At 63.6% G+C, this 14,320-nt stretch carries 17 protein-coding genes; 9 read left to right on the forward strand and 8 right to left on the reverse strand.

Annotated elements, in window-relative coordinates:
* Window positions 1–16: 16 nt before the first annotated feature.
* From BTN82_RS18285 to BTN82_RS18295, 3 genes are all read right to left on the reverse strand, one after another.
* Window positions 17–1,138: a CaiB/BaiF CoA transferase family protein gene (locus BTN82_RS18285; protein ID WP_075120574.1), complete on the reverse strand. Its 1,122-nt coding sequence runs from the start codon at window positions 1,136–1,138 to the stop codon at window positions 17–19.
* A gap of 351 nt (window positions 1,139–1,489) precedes the next feature.
* The gene (gene mqo, locus BTN82_RS18290; RefSeq protein ID WP_075120520.1) at window positions 1,490–3,136 is read right to left on the reverse strand and encodes a malate dehydrogenase (quinone); all 1,647 of its coding nucleotides are present in this window, start codon (window positions 3,134–3,136) and stop codon (window positions 1,490–1,492) included.
* Between the two features lie 619 nt (window positions 3,137–3,755).
* Window positions 3,756–4,091 (reverse strand): hypothetical protein, encoded by a 336-nt coding sequence (locus BTN82_RS18295; protein ID WP_075120521.1) that lies wholly within the window; start codon window positions 4,089–4,091, stop codon window positions 3,756–3,758.
* A gap of 305 nt (window positions 4,092–4,396) precedes the next feature.
* Here BTN82_RS18295 and BTN82_RS18300 point away from each other — a divergent pair, with 305 nt between their 5' ends.
* A complete protein-coding gene (locus tag BTN82_RS18300; RefSeq protein WP_075120522.1) occupies window positions 4,397–4,633 on the forward strand; it encodes a DUF6555 family protein in 237 nt (78 codons plus the stop codon).
* A 31-nt stretch (window positions 4,634–4,664) separates the two neighbouring features.
* On the opposite strand, the gene BTN82_RS18305 is transcribed toward BTN82_RS18300, so the two are convergent.
* The gene (locus BTN82_RS18305; RefSeq protein ID WP_075120523.1) at window positions 4,665–4,913 is read right to left on the reverse strand and encodes a DUF1652 domain-containing protein; all 249 of its coding nucleotides are present in this window, start codon (window positions 4,911–4,913) and stop codon (window positions 4,665–4,667) included.
* 281 nt (window positions 4,914–5,194) lie between these two features.
* On the opposite strand from BTN82_RS18305, the gene BTN82_RS18310 reads away from it, so the two are divergent.
* The 8 genes from BTN82_RS18310 (at window position 5,195) to BTN82_RS18345 (ending at window position 9,823) form a co-directional block, all read left to right on the forward strand.
* Window positions 5,195–5,527: a DUF6388 family protein gene (locus BTN82_RS18310; protein ID WP_075120524.1), complete on the forward strand. Its 333-nt coding sequence runs from the start codon at window positions 5,195–5,197 to the stop codon at window positions 5,525–5,527.
* Between the two features lie 52 nt (window positions 5,528–5,579).
* On the forward strand, window positions 5,580–6,284 hold the full coding sequence (locus BTN82_RS18315) for a YoaK family protein (protein WP_075120525.1): 705 nt from the start codon (window positions 5,580–5,582) through the stop codon (window positions 6,282–6,284).
* Window positions 6,285–6,348: 64 nt separating this feature from the next.
* Entirely contained in the window at window positions 6,349–6,741 is a 393-nt protein-coding gene (tusD, locus tag BTN82_RS18320) for a sulfurtransferase complex subunit TusD (RefSeq protein WP_075120526.1), read from the forward strand.
* A gap of 1 nt (window position 6,742) precedes the next feature.
* Window positions 6,743–7,105, forward strand: a complete 363-nt coding sequence (tusC, locus tag BTN82_RS18325) for a sulfurtransferase complex subunit TusC (protein WP_075120527.1) — start codon at window positions 6,743–6,745, stop codon at window positions 7,103–7,105.
* Entirely contained in the window at window positions 7,105–7,401 is a 297-nt protein-coding gene (gene tusB / locus BTN82_RS18330; protein WP_075120528.1) for a sulfurtransferase complex subunit TusB, read from the forward strand. Before tusC ends, tusB begins: the two co-directional genes overlap by 1 nt.
* Entirely contained in the window at window positions 7,398–7,733 is a 336-nt protein-coding gene (locus tag BTN82_RS18335; RefSeq protein WP_075120529.1) for a TusE/DsrC/DsvC family sulfur relay protein, read from the forward strand. Before tusB ends, BTN82_RS18335 begins: the two co-directional genes overlap by 4 nt.
* Window positions 7,730–8,731: a glycosyl transferase family protein gene (locus tag BTN82_RS18340; protein ID WP_075120530.1), complete on the forward strand. Its 1,002-nt coding sequence runs from the start codon at window positions 7,730–7,732 to the stop codon at window positions 8,729–8,731. The genes BTN82_RS18335 and BTN82_RS18340 overlap by 4 nt, the downstream gene beginning before the upstream one ends.
* 90 nt (window positions 8,732–8,821) lie before the next feature.
* Window positions 8,822–9,823: a glutathione S-transferase family protein gene (locus BTN82_RS18345; RefSeq protein ID WP_075120531.1), complete on the forward strand. Its 1,002-nt coding sequence runs from the start codon at window positions 8,822–8,824 to the stop codon at window positions 9,821–9,823.
* Window positions 9,824–9,911: 88 nt separating this feature from the next.
* On the opposite strand, the gene cysG is transcribed toward BTN82_RS18345, so the two are convergent.
* The 4 genes from cysG to BTN82_RS18365 are packed head-to-tail and all read right to left on the reverse strand — an operon-like array spanning window position 9,912 to window position 14,300.
* Window positions 9,912–11,306: a siroheme synthase CysG gene (cysG, locus tag BTN82_RS18350; RefSeq protein WP_075120532.1), complete on the reverse strand. Its 1,395-nt coding sequence runs from the start codon at window positions 11,304–11,306 to the stop codon at window positions 9,912–9,914.
* Window positions 11,307–12,587: a serine--tRNA ligase gene (gene serS / locus BTN82_RS18355; protein ID WP_075120533.1), complete on the reverse strand. Its 1,281-nt coding sequence runs from the start codon at window positions 12,585–12,587 to the stop codon at window positions 11,307–11,309.
* Between the two features lie 16 nt (window positions 12,588–12,603).
* Window positions 12,604–12,978, reverse strand: a complete 375-nt coding sequence (gene crcB, locus BTN82_RS18360) for a fluoride efflux transporter CrcB (protein ID WP_075120534.1) — start codon at window positions 12,976–12,978, stop codon at window positions 12,604–12,606.
* A complete protein-coding gene (locus BTN82_RS18365; RefSeq protein ID WP_075120535.1) occupies window positions 12,975–14,300 on the reverse strand; it encodes a replication-associated recombination protein A in 1,326 nt (441 codons plus the stop codon). Before BTN82_RS18365 ends, crcB begins: the two co-directional genes overlap by 4 nt.
* Between the last annotated feature and the right edge of the window lie 20 nt (window positions 14,301–14,320).

The following is a 14,320-nucleotide window of genomic DNA, read 5'->3' on the forward strand; positions in this document are numbered from 1 at the left end:
GACAGCGCAAGGCCTCTCAGGCCAGCACGCCCGCCTGACGCAATCGCTCCAGCCGTTGCGCGGCCACAGCGGCCAGCAGCGGCGCCGGCTCCTGACTGTCGACATGACGAACGGTGCCGGGCGTTCGCGAGAAACGCGGCGCCGGATTGGCCTGGATGACCGGCTCGGCCTGAAAAGTCCCACGCGCGACATTGTGCGGATGAGCAGCCGCTTCACTGGGCGACAGCACGGGAGCGAAGCACGCATCGCTGCCTTCGAGCAGCGCGCACCAGTGCGCGCGCGGCTGGCTGCCAAACAGCAGGGTCAAGCGCTCCTTGAGTGTCGGCCATTGGGTGAGATCGTACTGCGCTTCGGGCAAGACATCGGCCAGCTCCAGCCGCGCCACCAGTTGTGCGTAGAACTGCGGTTCCAACGGTGCCAGGGAGATCCATTCGCCGTCGGCGCACTGGAACAGATCGTAAAACGGCGAGTCGTAGAATGCGCTGGGGCGTGGGCCACCGATCTGCCCTGCGGCATGGATGAAATGGGCAATCGAACCGAGCACGGCAACCATATCGACGATCGCGGTATCGACCACCTGCCCCTTCCCGGAATGACGCGCCTCGAATACCGCCGAAACGATACCGAAAGCCATGCCAAGCGCTCCGATGGCATCACCCGCCAAGGTCGCCGGAGGACGTGGCGGCACACTGCGGCCACCCGTCAGCCCGAGCAGGCCGGTCAGCGCGAGATAGTTCAGATCATGGCCGGCAGCCTGAGCCAGCGGGCCGTCCTGCCCCCAACCGGTCAAGCGACCGTAGATCAGCCGCGGGTTCTTCTCCAGGCATTGCTCGGGCCCCAGCCCAAGGCGCTCCATCACGCCAGGGCGGTTGCCCTCGATCAGGGCGTCGGCCTGTACCAGCAGGTCCAGGGCCAGTGCGACGCCTTCCGGCTGCTTGAGGTCGATGACCACCCGGTGCTTACCGCGCTGGAGGATATCCAGGCCCACATCGCCCCCCAGCTGTTTGGCCAGGGCGACGCCCCCCTTGCGGGCAATCACCGTGACTTCGGCGCCCATGTCGGCGAGCAGCATCCCCGCCAACGGCCCCGGGCCTATCCCTTCAAACTCGACGATTTTAAGTCCAGCCAGTGGTCCCATCATTTTTCCCCTATCAGGCGTCACGACAGCTTCTTGATGATCTTGCCCGCGCCGCCCTCCCGCCTTTGGCTCGTGGGCGAAGCAAGTATCGTTGCGAAAGGAAAGCCTATGGGTCCGCTGAAGAACAGCAAATAGCCGAACACCCCGACCCTATTGCATTAAGCCTCGCAGCCTATGCAACCAGGCTCCTATCACCGGGCTTGACGTCTTGCGGCCGTAATGACGACGCGCCCGAAACGCATCGGGCCGCACTCTGCGCAAAAAAAACGCCGCTCCTGAGAGCGGCGTTTTTTCAACCTGGTGCCCATACCGGGCGCCAGGCATTGGCGGTACCGGTCTGGTGGCCGGGTGTTACAGAGCCATGTCGGTCGACGCGTTGCTGGCTGGCGCCTTTGGCTTTTCAGCCGCAGGTTGCGCAGGTGCGGCAAGGGTGCCGATGGCGGGTGGAGGTGTCAGTTGCAGGACTTCGGCGGTGTAGGCCCACTCCTTCGCGACACGCTCGGGGCTGCCATTGAGCTGGGTACCGTAGCTCGGCACGATCTGGTGCAGTTTTTCCTGCCAGGCCGGGCTCGCAACCTTGTCCTTGAAGACCTTCTCCAGCACGCTCAGCATGATCGGCGCGGCGGTCGAAGCGCCAGGCGAAGCGCCCAGCAGGCCGGCGATGCTGCCGTCTTTGGCGGCCACGATCTCGGTGCCCAGTTTCAGGACGCCGCCCAGCTCTTCGTCGCGCTTGATGATCTGCACGCGCTGACCGGCCTGCCACAGGCGCCAGTCTTCAGCCTTGGCGTTCGGGAAGTACTCTTTCAGGGCATTCATGCGGTCTTCATCCGACAGCATCAGCTGGCCGGCGAGGTACTCGACCAGCGGGTACTCCTTGATGCCAACCTTGGTCATGGGCCAGATGTTGTGCGTGGTGGTGCTGGTCAGCAGGTCGAAGTACGAACCTTCCTTGAGGAACTTGGTGGAGAAGGTTGCGAACGGGCCAAACAGGATCACGCGCTTGCCGTCCAGCACGCGGGTGTCCAGGTGCGGAACCGACATCGGCGGCGCGCCGACCGAAGCCTTGCCGTAGGCCTTGGCCAGATGCTGCTCGGCAATGGTTGGGTTCTCGGTCACCAGGAACGAGCCGCCCACCGGGAAACCGGCATATTCCTGGGCTTCAGGAATGCCCGACTTCTGCAGCAGGTGCAGGGCACCGCCGCCCGCGCCGATGAACACGAACTTGGCGTCGGTCTGGGTTTCGCTACCGTCTTTCAGGTTCTTGTACACCACGCGCCACGAACCGTCGTCGTTACGCTTGATGTCTTGCACTTCGCTCGACAGCTTGAGCGAGAAGTTCGGCTGGGCCTTCAGGTGGCCGACGAACTGGCGGGTGATCTCGCCAAAGTTCACGTCGGTACCGATCGGCGACCAGGTCGCGGCGATCTTCTGCTTCGGATCGCGGCCTTCCATCATCAGCGGAACCCACTGCTTGATCTGCGCCGGGTCTTCCGAGTACTGCATGCCGGCGAACAGCGGGCTCGCCTGCAGCGCCTCGTAGCGTTTCTTCAGGAACTTGATGTTGTCGTCGCCCCACACGAAGCTCATGTGCGGCGTGGAGTTGATGAACGAACGCGGGTTCTTCAGGACGTCGTTCTTGACTTGCCACGACCAGAACTGGCGGGAAATCTGGAACGCTTCGTTGATCTCGATCGCCTTGGCGATCTCGACCTTGCCGTCCTTGTTTTCCGGGGTGTAGTTCAGTTCCGCCAGGGCGGAGTGACCGGTACCGGCATTGTTCCAGCCGTTCGAGCTTTCTTCGGCAACGCCGTCGAGACGCTCGACCATCTCCATCGACCAGCCCGGTTCCAGCTCGTTGAGCCAGACGCCCAGGGTCGAACTCATGATGCCGCCACCGATGAGCAGCACATCCACTTTTTTGGTCTCGGCGGCGTACGCGGAGCTGAGCCCCATCGTCATCGCCAAGCCCAGCAGGGCCGTGTTCACTTTTTTCAACATACAGTAGTTCCTACGATAGAACGCCATCCGCCCTCCCATTCTCGATCATGAGTCGCCCCGGCACCGCCATGGGTTCCCGCACTCAGCAGACTGAAGGGTGGGCACACAAGGCCGACATGACACCATCGACCTCAGTTTATATGTCGCTCCTGCGCTGACTTCTTATTCGTGTTGGCTTCAGCTACTTGAGTGACACTATTTTTTTAAGGCGCCGCCAGACAACATCCCTCGACGGTCCGGCGCGCCCACTAAAACCACATGTCCCTAGAGAGACTAGCCGGGTGTCATCAAAGGAGTGAATAAACGACACCCGGTATTACGATCGACCTGCCGCCGCCCTCGACCCTGGCGGCCCTCATGCGGCAAACGGAGACAATGGCCAGCATGAGTGGTGGCTAACGCGCCATTGTCTACTGGACGGCTGGGGCCGTCAAAAAAACTGTCAGATTTGTCCTGTTTTTATGCAGAAAAGTACCTTGATGATTCAAGAACTTACCTGAATACCAGCACGTCAAGCCCTTGCCCGGGTCCGAACGCCAGGCACAAAAAAGCCCTGAAGGTTCAGGGCTGTTCTTGTCGCGCACGGTGGGGCCCCTTCATGCAGCCGGCCTGAAGCGGCCTACAGGCAATCGTGCACGGCCTTCTTCAACGTGCCGGACTTGGCCCAGGGCGTGCCCTGGTAGAGCGAGACCCGACTGCCATTCTTCGACTTCACCACTTCCACGACCTCGTCCGATGCCAGGCTGCCGGGAGCGGTGATCCGGTAGCCATTGGAAATATCGGTCTGGACGGTCCGCGACGTCTCCCGCTGCCAGGCCGGAAAAACGCACTGGGCATAGTCTTTCGGCGTCTTGTCGGTGAGTTCGCTGACATTCGGCTTGCCTGGCGCCAGCGCCGTGGGCAACGAACACCCGGCCAACAGTCCCAGCAACGACGCCCCTAGCCACACTCGCATATGTTTTCCTCATCCCTAGACAATCGAGAAATGTATCATTTACCCACGCCGGACGTGAGAAAACCCGCGCCCCTCACGCCGCTGCGCCAGGCATTACTCTTCAGCCGCCGATCATCGCCCGATAGCTGTCAAAAAAACGTTAACCCCATCACGTCCCTGAACAGACCAAGGTCCGCGGGTGAAAATAGATATAGCGCGCGCCGAGGAAATTGCGACCGGTCACACAGTTCGGATGAGTGGTGCGAGCCAGCGCATTCTTTTGGGAATATCTTGGTTCGCCCCCTAGCGAGCCAAAGGACGCGGCGATGAACAGCATCAAGACTTTCGAAATTCGCTACTGTTTCGAAGGTACGCAGAGGACGTTCATTTATCAGGGTCCCCGATTGAACGACAGCGACACCTGGTACCTGGCCTTCCTGCATTCAGGGTGCCAGATCGCTCACGACACACCCTGCGGCGGCACTTACCGCACCATGCAGACGTTCGCCGAACGCAGTGGGATCACGCTGGCGAACTGGAGAGAATTGTCTAAAAAGGTCTGACCCCGCAGCAGCCTTGGCATACGGGCAACCACTAGAAACCACCGGCGAATGCCCGCCGTCCTGCCCGAATTTCAGTGCGCAACTCGCCAACGAAGTTGGCCACCGCGCGAACGCTGGTGAGCTGTTCGGTCGATACCCCCGTCAGCAACAGCTCGATCCGGCCGCTGTGCGGCTCGAATACCTTGATCGCCAGGGAGCCGTCGGCGTTGACGGTGCAATGACAGGAAAGCGGCAGGAAACCGGATTCCAGGATCTGGCGAAGCTCGCCCATCGAGAGCATGAGAAATTCCTCCTTGGCGACGCCGCTTGGGGAAGTGCACCTATTGAGAATAGGTCACAACGATGGGACTCATACCAAGGCATTCAATGGAAAGTGTTATCCAGCGCTCATTTTTACCGGTCAATCCGCCCAGCGGCACAGGCGGACACAACTGTAACCGTCCGTCGCCAGAGCACCGGCCAGGGGCATTTTGACGTCGGACCGGCCAGGCGCTATGGTCGCTGGGCTTGCGCGGCCCTCTTCTGCCCAGCGCTTCCCTTCAACGCCCCGCAGGATTGCCGATGGCCGTACCCGAACACCCGCATGAAGAGGCACTGCAACGGTTTCTTGCCGCTCATCCGCAGCTTCGCGAAGAACTCGATCACCTCAACCCCCTGGCCGCCCAGGCCAGGGGCGAGACCCTGCAGCAATACCGCGCCGAGCGGCTGCACGAAGCCTTTGAGGCCGAGGCGGAGCGCCAGGGCCTGTTTGCCTGGGAACTGAGCCTGCAACTGACCACGGCGGATGCCCGGGAACTCGCCGCGCGGCGGCTCGAGGTCCACCGCGAAGTGGCGGAAATGGCCGGCATGTCCTGGGCCGAGTATTGCGAACTGCACAACCTGCCGTGTGCCTGAGCCCACTGCAGGCCTTCGATAAAGGACCCCCTGTTCCGATGAGCCAACGCTGATGCTGCCCTCTTCCGCCAGCCCTCGCGGCAATCCGAACCTGTTGCACCGCCAGAAATGGCGCGGCCGCATAGGCCTGTGCCTGGTCGCCAGCCTGTCTGTACTGGCCGGCATGACGGACGCCATCGGTTTCATGGCCACCGGCGATTTCGTTTCGTTCATGAGCGGCAACACCACGCGCCTGGCCGTGGCCATCAGCGATGCCGACCTGGCCCTGACCCTGCACCTGGTGCTGCTGGTCGCGACCTTTATCGCCGGCAACGCCCTGGGCATAGTCGTCAGCCGCTTTGGCGGGCGCCGGGCCCTGCCGTTGCTGCTATGCATCGCCATGTTGCTGTGCGCGGCCGCCACCTGGCCCTTTGAAGAACGGTTGCCGGCCCTGCTGGCTGCGATTATCGCCATGGGCATGCTCAACGCGGCCGTCGAAGAAGTGAACGGCCTGCCCGTGGGCCTGACTTATGTCACCGGCGCCCTGTCGCGCTTCGGGCGCGGCCTGGGGCGCTGGCTGCTGGGCGAGCGCCGCAATGGCTGGCGCGTGCAATTGGTGCCCTGGAGCGGCATGTTCGCCGGTGCCGTGCTCGGCGCCATCCTGGAACACCACTTCGGCCTCAAGGCGCTGTTCGCCAGCGGCCTGCTATCGGCGCTGCTGGGGCTGCTGTCGCTGAAGATCCCCCATCGCTGGCAACTGGGCTATATGCCGCGCTAAAGCCCCTTCGCCGGGCCTGGCATAAAGCTTTATCATGGCCCCAGGTTTGCAGACAGAGTTCTTCATGAAGTTCGCCATTGCGCTTTTTTCCGCCGCTCACGCGCCCTCCTCGCGCCGCGCCCTGGCATTCGCCCAGGCGGCGCTGGCGGGCGGCCATGAGATCGTGCGCTTGTTTTTCTATCAAGATGGCGTGCATAGCGCGTCGGACAACATCGTCACCCCGCAGGACGAACTGGACCTGCCCGCGCAATGGCGCGCCTTCGTCAGCGAGCATCGCCTCGACGGCGTGGTCTGCATTGCCGCAGCATTGCGCCGGGGGGTGTTGAATCAGGAGGAAGCCGCGCGCTATCAGCGCCCGGCCGTCAACCTGAGCGCCCCTTGGGAGCTGTCCGGGCTCGGCCAATTGCACGACGCGGTACAGGCCGCCGACCGCCTGATCTGTTTCGGAGGGCCATGACATGGCGCAATCCCTGCTGATTATCAGCCGCCAGGCGCCCTGGTCCGGCCCCGCTGCCCGCGAGGCGCTGGATATCGCCCTGGCCGGCGGCGCCTTCGACTTGCCGATCGGCCTGCTGTTTCTCGACGACGGCGTGTTCCAACTGGCCCCCGGGCAAACAGCCGCCGCCGTGCAGCAAAAGGACCTCAGCGCCAACTTGCAGGCCCTGTCGCTGTTCGGCGTGGAGCAGGTGTTCGCCTGCGGCGCCAGCGTCGCCGAACGCGGCCTGGACCCGGCCACGCTGAACCTCGACGAGGTGCAAGTCCTGGCTGGCGCCGAACTCGGCGCGCTCATTGACCGTTTTGACCAGGTGATCACCCTCTGATGTCGACCTTGCACGTGTTGTCCCACTCGCCCTTCACCGATTCGCGGCTGACCAGTTGCCTGCGCCTGCTCGGCCCGCAGGACGCCCTCCTCCTGTGTGGCGACGCGGTCTACGCCTTGCAGCCCGGCAGCGCGCCGCTGGCGGCCCTGCAAGCACGCGAGGCGTTGGCGCTCTACGTCCTGGCGGAAGACCAGCAGGCCCGCGGCCTGGATGTTCCGGCCTGGGCCACCAGCGTCGATTATCCGGCGTTCGTCGCGCTGTCGATCCACTACGACAAGGTCAACAGCTGGTTATGAATGCCCTGACTGTCGGCGCTCGTGCCATCGCCCTGGACAAGGACGGCTACCTGCTGGAGCTGGACGACTGGTCCAGCGAAGTCGCCAACGCCCTGGCCGCCGCGGAGCAGCTTGAGCTGACGCCCGAGCACTGGGAAATCCTCGAGCTGCTGCGCGGCTTCTACCAGGAGTTCCAGCTGTCGCCCGCGACCCGTCCGCTGATCAAATACACCGCCTTGAAGCTGGGCCCGGACAAGGGCAACAGCCTGCACCTGAACCGCCTGTTCAAAGGCACTCCCGCCAAACTGGCCGCCAAGCTGGCGGGCCTGCCCAAGCCGACCAATTGCCTATGACCGATTTCGCCCCGCTGATCACCGAAACACCCGCCGAGCATCCTTTCGCCCAGTTCGTGCGCATTCTCGGCAAGGGCAAACGCGGCGCCCGCAACCTCACCCGCGAAGAGGCCCGTGAAGCCATGGGCATGCTGCTCGACGAGCAGGTCGAGGACACCCAGCTCGGCGCCTTCCTGATGCTGCTGCGACACAAGGAAGAAAGCCCGGAGGAACTGGCCGGCTTTACCGAAGCGCTGCGCGAACGCCTCAAGGCACCGCCCATCGCGGTCGACCTGGACTGGCCCAGCTACGCCGGCAAAAAGCGCCACCTGCCGTGGTTCCTGCTGGCAGCCAAATGCCTGGCCCAGAACGGCGTGCGGATCCTGCTGCACGGCGGCGGCACCCACACCGCCGGCCGGCTGTACACCGAGCAGTTGCTGGAGCCATTGCGGATTCCGCTGTGTCGCGACTGGCAGGCGGTCGGCGACGCGCTGGACCACGGCGGCCTGGCCTTCATCCCCCTGGCCGATTGGGCGCCACAGCTGCAACGCATGATCGACCTGCGCAACACCCTGGGCCTGCGCTCGCCGATTCACTCGCTGGCGCGCATTCTCAACCCCCTGGGGGCCCGCTGCGGCCTGCAAAGCATCTTCCACCCCGGCTACCAGGGCGTGCACCGCGATGCCAGCGGCCTGCTGGGGGATAACGTCATCGTGATCAAGGGCGACGGCGGCGAAATCGAGATCAACCCGGACAGCGCCAGCCATCTGTACGGCACCCAAGGCGGCGCAAGCTGGGACGAGGAATGGCCGGCGCTGTCGGCTCAACGCCACGTGAAACCGGCCTCTCTCGACCCTGCGCACTTGATCGCCGTGTGGCGCGGCGAGGTGCAGGACAGCTACCCGCAACTGGCGCTGATCGCCACCATGGCCCTGGCCCTGCGCGGGCTCGGCACACCTCGGGAACAGGCGTTCGAGCAGGCGCGGGCCTATTGGGATGCTCGAGACAAATCGATTTAACCGATCATAACCGCCCGACTTTTGCGTAATTCGTTCGAACCCCTCGGATTAGACTGCACGCCAACGCACATCTGAACGAGGAGTTTTCCCATGGGCTTGCTGATTGAAGGGCGCTGGCACGACCAGTGGTACGAAAGCAGCAAAGACGGCGCCTTCCAGCGCGAACAGGCGCAACGTCGCAACTGGGTGACCGCCGACGGCAAACCGGGTCCCAGTGGCGAAGGCGGCTTTCGCGCAGAGGCCGGCCGCTATCACCTGTACGTTTCCCTCGCCTGCCCCTGGGCGCACCGCACCCTGATCCTGCGCCAGCTCAAAGGCCTGGAAAGGCTGATCGACGTCTCGGTGGTCAGTTGGCTGATGCTGGAAAACGGCTGGACGTTCGACCCGGCCCTGGGCTCCAGCGGCGACCAGCTGGATCATCTGGACTTCCTGCACCAGCGCTATACCGCCGATACCCGCGACTACACTGGCCGTGTCACCGTGCCGGTGCTCTGGGACAAGCAGCAGCAACGCATTGTCAGCAACGAGTCGGCGGAAATCATCCGCATGTTCAACAGCGCCTTCGACGACCTGAGCGGCAACCGCCTGGACTTCTACCCGCCAGCGCTACACCAGGAAATCGACGAACTGAATGCGCGCATCTACCCGGCGGTGAACAACGGTGTGTACCGCGCCGGTTTCGCCACCTCGCAACACGCCTACGACGCCGCCTTCGACGATGTGTTCGGCGAGCTCGACTGGCTGGAACAGCATCTGAGCGGCCAACGCTACCTGGCTGGCGCCTACCTGACCGAGGCGGACATCCGCCTGTTCACCACGCTGATTCGCTTCGACGCGGTGTATTACGGCCACTTCAAGTGCAACCTGCGACGGATTGCCGACTACCCGAACCTGTCGAACTGGCTGCGAGAGCTGTATCAGTGGCCGGGGATCGCCGAAACGGTGGATTTTACCCATATCAAGGGGCACTACTACGCCAGCCATCGCACCATCAACCCCACCGGCATCGTGCCGAAAGGGCCGGTGCAGGACTTCAATGCCGCCCATGATCGTGAGCGCTTGAGCGGGCGCGGGGTTTGGCGCAAGGGTTGATGCAGTCAATGCAATCGCTATCGCGAGCACGCTCACTCCTACAGGTACAGGCCATCCCCTGTAGGAGCGAGCGTGCTCGCGATGCTGTTCAGACTTGCGACTGAGCGCCTTCGAACCAGGCCAGCTTCTCACGTAGCTGCACCACTTCGCCGACGATCACCAGGGTCGGCGCATGCACTTCATGCTCCGCCACCAGTTTCGGCAAGTCCGCCAGGGTGCCGGTGAACACCCGCTGGTTGGCAGTCGTTCCCTGCTGGATCAAGGCTGCCGGCGTGTCCGCCGAACGGCCATGAGCGATCAACTGCTCGCAGATCACCGGCAAGCCCACCAGGCCCATGTAGAACACCAGGGTCTGCGCTGGCGCCACCAGATCGGCCCAGGGCAAATCGGTGCTGCCGTCCTTCAGATGCCCGGTGACAAAACGCACGGACTGCGCATAGTCGCGGTGGGTCAACGGAATCCCGGCATAGGCAGCGCAACCGCTGGCCGCGGTGATCCCCGGCACCACCTGGAACGGAATGCCGTGGGCCGCCAGTTCCTCGATCTCTTCGCCGCCCCGGCCGAAGATGAACGGGTCGCCGCCCTTGAGCCGCAACACGCGCTTGCCTTGCTTGGCCAGGTCCACCAGTTGCTGGTTGATCTGCTCCTGCGGCAAGGCATGATCGGCGCGGCGCTTGCCGACATACACCCGTTCGGCGTCGCGACGGCACAGCTCGAGAATCGCCGGTGCCACCAAACGGTCGTAGAGCACCACGTCGGCTTGCTGCATCAGGCGCAAGGCACGAAAGGTCAGCAGGTCCGGATCGCCCGGCCCGGCGCCCACCAGATACACCTCGCCCGGCGCTTGCGGCGCCTGCCCGGCGATCTTGGCCTGCAGCAGCCGTTCGGCCTCAGCGCCCTGCCCGGCCAGTTGCCGGTCGGCGATCGGCCCCTGGAACACATCCTCCCAGAACGCGCGACGCTGCTGCACGTCCGGAAAAAGACCTTTGACCTGGTTGCGAAAACGCGCGGCCAGACCGGCCAACTGACCGTAGGTCGAGGGAATCCAGGTTTCCAGCTTGGCCCGGATCAGCCGCGCCAACACCGGTGCGTCGCCACCGCTGGAAACAGCGATCACCAGCGGCGAGCGATCGACGATCGCCGGGAAGATCACGCTGCACAGGGCCGGCGCATCCACCACGTTGACCGGTACACAGCGCCGGTGAGCGTCGCTGGAAACCTGGGCATTGAGCGGCTCGTCGTCGGTGGCGGCAATGATCAGCACGCAGCCGTCCAGGTCCGTCTCGAGGTAACCGCGCAACAGGCATTCGCCGCCGCCCACTGTCACCAACTGCTGCAATTGGGCTTCGATTTCAGGTGCAACTACCCGCAGCAGCGCACCGGCGTCGGCCAGCAGGCGGGATTTGCGCAAGGCAATCTCCCCGCCGCCGACCACCAACACACGACTGCCGCGCAGATTGTGAAACAGCGGCAGAAATTCCATTTAGCCGATGACCTCGACGCCGCCCATGTAAGGCTTGAGCACATCGGGCACACGGATCGAACCGTCGGCCTGCTGGTAGTTTTCCAGCACTGCCACCAGGGTGCGGCCCACCGCCAGGCCGGAGCCGTTCAGGGTGTGGACCAACTCCGGCTTGCCGGTTTCCGGATTGCGGAAGCGCGCCTGCATGCGACGGGCCTGGAAGTCGCCGCAGTTGGAGCACGACGAGATTTCCCGGTACTTGTCCTGGCTCGGCACCCAGACCTCCAGGTCGTAGGTCTTCACCGCGCTGAAACCCATGTCGCCGGTGCACAGCGCCAGGGTGCGGTAAGGTAGTTGCAGCAGCTGCAGGACCTTCTCGGCGTTGGCAGTCAGGCCTTCCAGGGCTTCCATGGAAGTCGACGGCTCGACGATCTGGACCATCTCGACCTTGTCGAACTGGTGCTGGCGGATCATGCCGCGGGTGTCGCGGCCCGACGAACCGGCTTCGCTGCGGAAGCACGGGGTGTGGGCGACGAACTTGATCGGCAGTTGTTTCGGATCGAGGATCTCGCCGGCAACGATATTGGTCAGCGACACTTCGGCGGTCGGGATCAGGTACAGGTCCGCCTCGTTTTCACGGCTGATCTTGAACAGATCTTCCTCGAACTTCGGCAACTGACCGGTCCCCATCAACGCCGGCGCTTGCACCAGGTACGGGGTGTAGGCCTCTTCGTAGCCGTGCTCGCTGGTGTGCAGGTTGATCATGAACTGCGCCAGGGCACGATGCAGGCGGGCGATCGGCCCGCGCAGCAGGGCAAAACGCGCGCCCGACAGCTTGGCCGCGGTCTCGAAGTCCAGCCAACCATGTTTTTCGCCCAGGGCGACATGGTCCAGGATAGGGAAATCGAATGCCGTCGGCGTGCCCCAGCGGCGCACTTCGACATTGCCCTCTTCGTCGGCGCCGACCGGCACCGATGCGTGCGGCAGGTTCGGGATACCGGACAGGATCGAGTCCAGCTCGGTCTGGATGTTCTCCAGCTCGGCCTTGCCGTCCGTCAGCTCGTTCCCCATGCGCTCGACGTCGGCCATAAGCGGCGCGATGTCTTCGCCGCGCTGCTTGGCCTGACCGATGGACTTGGAGCGCGCGTTACGTTCGGCCTGCAGTGCTTCGGTGCGGGTCTGGACGGTCTTGCGCTGTTCTTCCAGCGCTTCGATGCGTGCTACATCCAGGGCGAAGCCACGGGATGCCAGGCGATCCGCTACGTCCTGAAGGTTGCTACGTAACAGTTTGGAATCGAGCATGTCGGTCTCTCGTTTATCAAAGTTTGGTCAGGGACAGGCCGGCCCAGGTCGCGAGCAGCCCGCCGAATACGCTGATAGCCGCATAGCCCAGGGCCAGCGGTACCTGTCCGCTTTCCAGCAGACGCACCGTATCCAGTGAAAAGGATGAAAAAGTCGTCAGGCCGCCAAGGAAGCCGACCATCAACCCGGCACGCACCTCGATGGGCACCTCCGGGCGAATCATGAACAGGCCGTACAGCACGCCGATCAACAGGCAGCCCACGATATTAACGGCCAGCGTCGCGGTATAGAAGTGCCGCGGCCAATTGGCGTTGATCCAGTTGCCGGTGGCAAAACGCAACAGGGTTCCGGCGATACCGCCCACCGAGACGGCAACGATCAATGGAATCACGGTTTTCTCCGCTGCTTGGGACTGGTCCGGTCGAGCTCCGCCAGGTGCTTGAGCTTCTCGCCGATCTTCAACTCCAGGCCCCGGGGCACGGGTTGATAGAAAGGTTGCGGCTCCAGCGCCTCGGGAAAGTAATCTTCGCCGGCCGCATAGGCGTCCGGTTCGTCGTGGGCGTAACGGTATTCATCGCCATAGCCCAACTGCTTCATCAATTTGGTCGGGGCATTGCGCAGGTGCAGCGGCACTTCCAGCGAACCATGCTCGGCGGCACTGCGCATGGCGGCCTTGAACCCCATGTACACGGCATTGCTTTTCGGCGCGCAGGCCAGGTAGGTGATCGCCTGGGCCACTGCCAGCTCGCCCTCGGGGCTGCCCAGGCGCTCCTGCACGTCCCACGCGGCCAGGCACAGGCTCAGCGCCCGCGGATCGGCATTGCCGATATCTTCACTGGCCATGCGTACCACGCGCCGTGCCAGGTACAGCGGGTCGCAACCGCCGTCGAGCATTCGCGCGAACCAATACAGCGCGCCGTCCGGGTTGGAACCGCGGACCGATTTGTGCAGCGCCGATATCTGGTCGTAAAAGGCCTCGCCGCCCTTGTCGAAACGCCGCCGGGTATCGCCCAGCAGGCTTTGCAGCAGGTCGACGCCGATTTCGCCGCCGTCTTCAGCCAGGTCGGAGGCGTTTTCCAGCAGGTTGAGCATGCGCCGGCCGTCGCCGTCAGCCGCTGACAAGAGCATCTGGAAGCCCTCGTCGCTCAGGCTCAGCTGGCGTTTGCCAAGGCCGCGCTCCTCGCTCAGGGCGCGCTGCACCAGCATCCCCAGGGCCGCTTCGTCCAGGCTCTTGAGCACATAGACCCGAGCCCGAGACAACAGGGCGTTATTCAGCTCGAACGAGGGGTTTTCGGTCGTCGCGCCGATGAAAATCAGCGTGCCGTCTTCCACATAAGGCAGGAAGGCATCCTGCTGCGACTTGTTGAAGCGGTGCACTTCGTCGACGAACAGAATCGTCCGGCGGCCGTATTGCCCAGCCTGCTGCTTGGCGACGTCCACCGCCTGGCGGATTTCCTTGACCCCCGCCAGCACCGCCGACACCGTTTCGAAGTGGGCATCCGAGACCTCGGCCAGCAGCCGCGCCAGAGTGGTCTTGCCCACTCCAGGCGGCCCCCAGAAGATCATCGAGTGCAGCGCACCCTGCTCCAAGGCTTCGCGCAAAGGCTTGCCCCGGGCGAGCAGGTGTTGCTGGCCGACGTACTCATCCAGGTTGGTCGCACGCAAGCGGGCAGCCAGGGGTTGAGCGATCGGGGCACTTCGAAACAGGTCCATGGATGACGTTTGAAACCTCT

Origin of the sequence: Pseudomonas chlororaphis, from assembly GCF_001921865.1 — a bacterium.
GTDB classification, from domain to species: Bacteria; Pseudomonadota; Gammaproteobacteria; order Pseudomonadales; family Pseudomonadaceae; genus Aquipseudomonas; species Aquipseudomonas chlororaphis_D.

Coding starts and splice junctions, on each gene's coding strand:
- BTN82_RS18285 (WP_075120574.1), bottom strand. CDS start 1,138: ATGGGACCACTGGCTGGACTTAAAATCGTCGAGTTTGAAGGGATAGGC.
- mqo (WP_075120520.1), bottom strand. CDS start 3,136: ATGTTGAAAAAAGTGAACACGGCCCTGCTGGGCTTGGCGATGACGATG.
- BTN82_RS18295 (WP_075120521.1), bottom strand. CDS start 4,091: ATGCGAGTGTGGCTAGGGGCGTCGTTGCTGGGACTGTTGGCCGGGTGT.
- BTN82_RS18300 (WP_075120522.1), top strand. CDS start 4,397: ATGAACAGCATCAAGACTTTCGAAATTCGCTACTGTTTCGAAGGTACG.
- BTN82_RS18305 (WP_075120523.1), bottom strand. CDS start 4,913: ATGCTCTCGATGGGCGAGCTTCGCCAGATCCTGGAATCCGGTTTCCTG.
- BTN82_RS18310 (WP_075120524.1), top strand. CDS start 5,195: ATGGCCGTACCCGAACACCCGCATGAAGAGGCACTGCAACGGTTTCTT.
- BTN82_RS18315 (WP_075120525.1), top strand. CDS start 5,580: ATGCTGCCCTCTTCCGCCAGCCCTCGCGGCAATCCGAACCTGTTGCAC.
- tusD (WP_075120526.1), top strand. CDS start 6,349: ATGAAGTTCGCCATTGCGCTTTTTTCCGCCGCTCACGCGCCCTCCTCG.
- tusC (WP_075120527.1), top strand. CDS start 6,743: ATGGCGCAATCCCTGCTGATTATCAGCCGCCAGGCGCCCTGGTCCGGC.
- tusB (WP_075120528.1), top strand. CDS start 7,105: ATGTCGACCTTGCACGTGTTGTCCCACTCGCCCTTCACCGATTCGCGG.
- BTN82_RS18335 (WP_075120529.1), top strand. CDS start 7,398: ATGAATGCCCTGACTGTCGGCGCTCGTGCCATCGCCCTGGACAAGGAC.
- BTN82_RS18340 (WP_075120530.1), top strand. CDS start 7,730: ATGACCGATTTCGCCCCGCTGATCACCGAAACACCCGCCGAGCATCCT.
- BTN82_RS18345 (WP_075120531.1), top strand. CDS start 8,822: ATGGGCTTGCTGATTGAAGGGCGCTGGCACGACCAGTGGTACGAAAGC.
- cysG (WP_075120532.1), bottom strand. CDS start 11,306: ATGGAATTTCTGCCGCTGTTTCACAATCTGCGCGGCAGTCGTGTGTTG.
- serS (WP_075120533.1), bottom strand. CDS start 12,587: ATGCTCGATTCCAAACTGTTACGTAGCAACCTTCAGGACGTAGCGGAT.
- BTN82_RS18365 (WP_075120535.1), bottom strand. CDS start 14,300: ATGGACCTGTTTCGAAGTGCCCCGATCGCTCAACCCCTGGCTGCCCGC.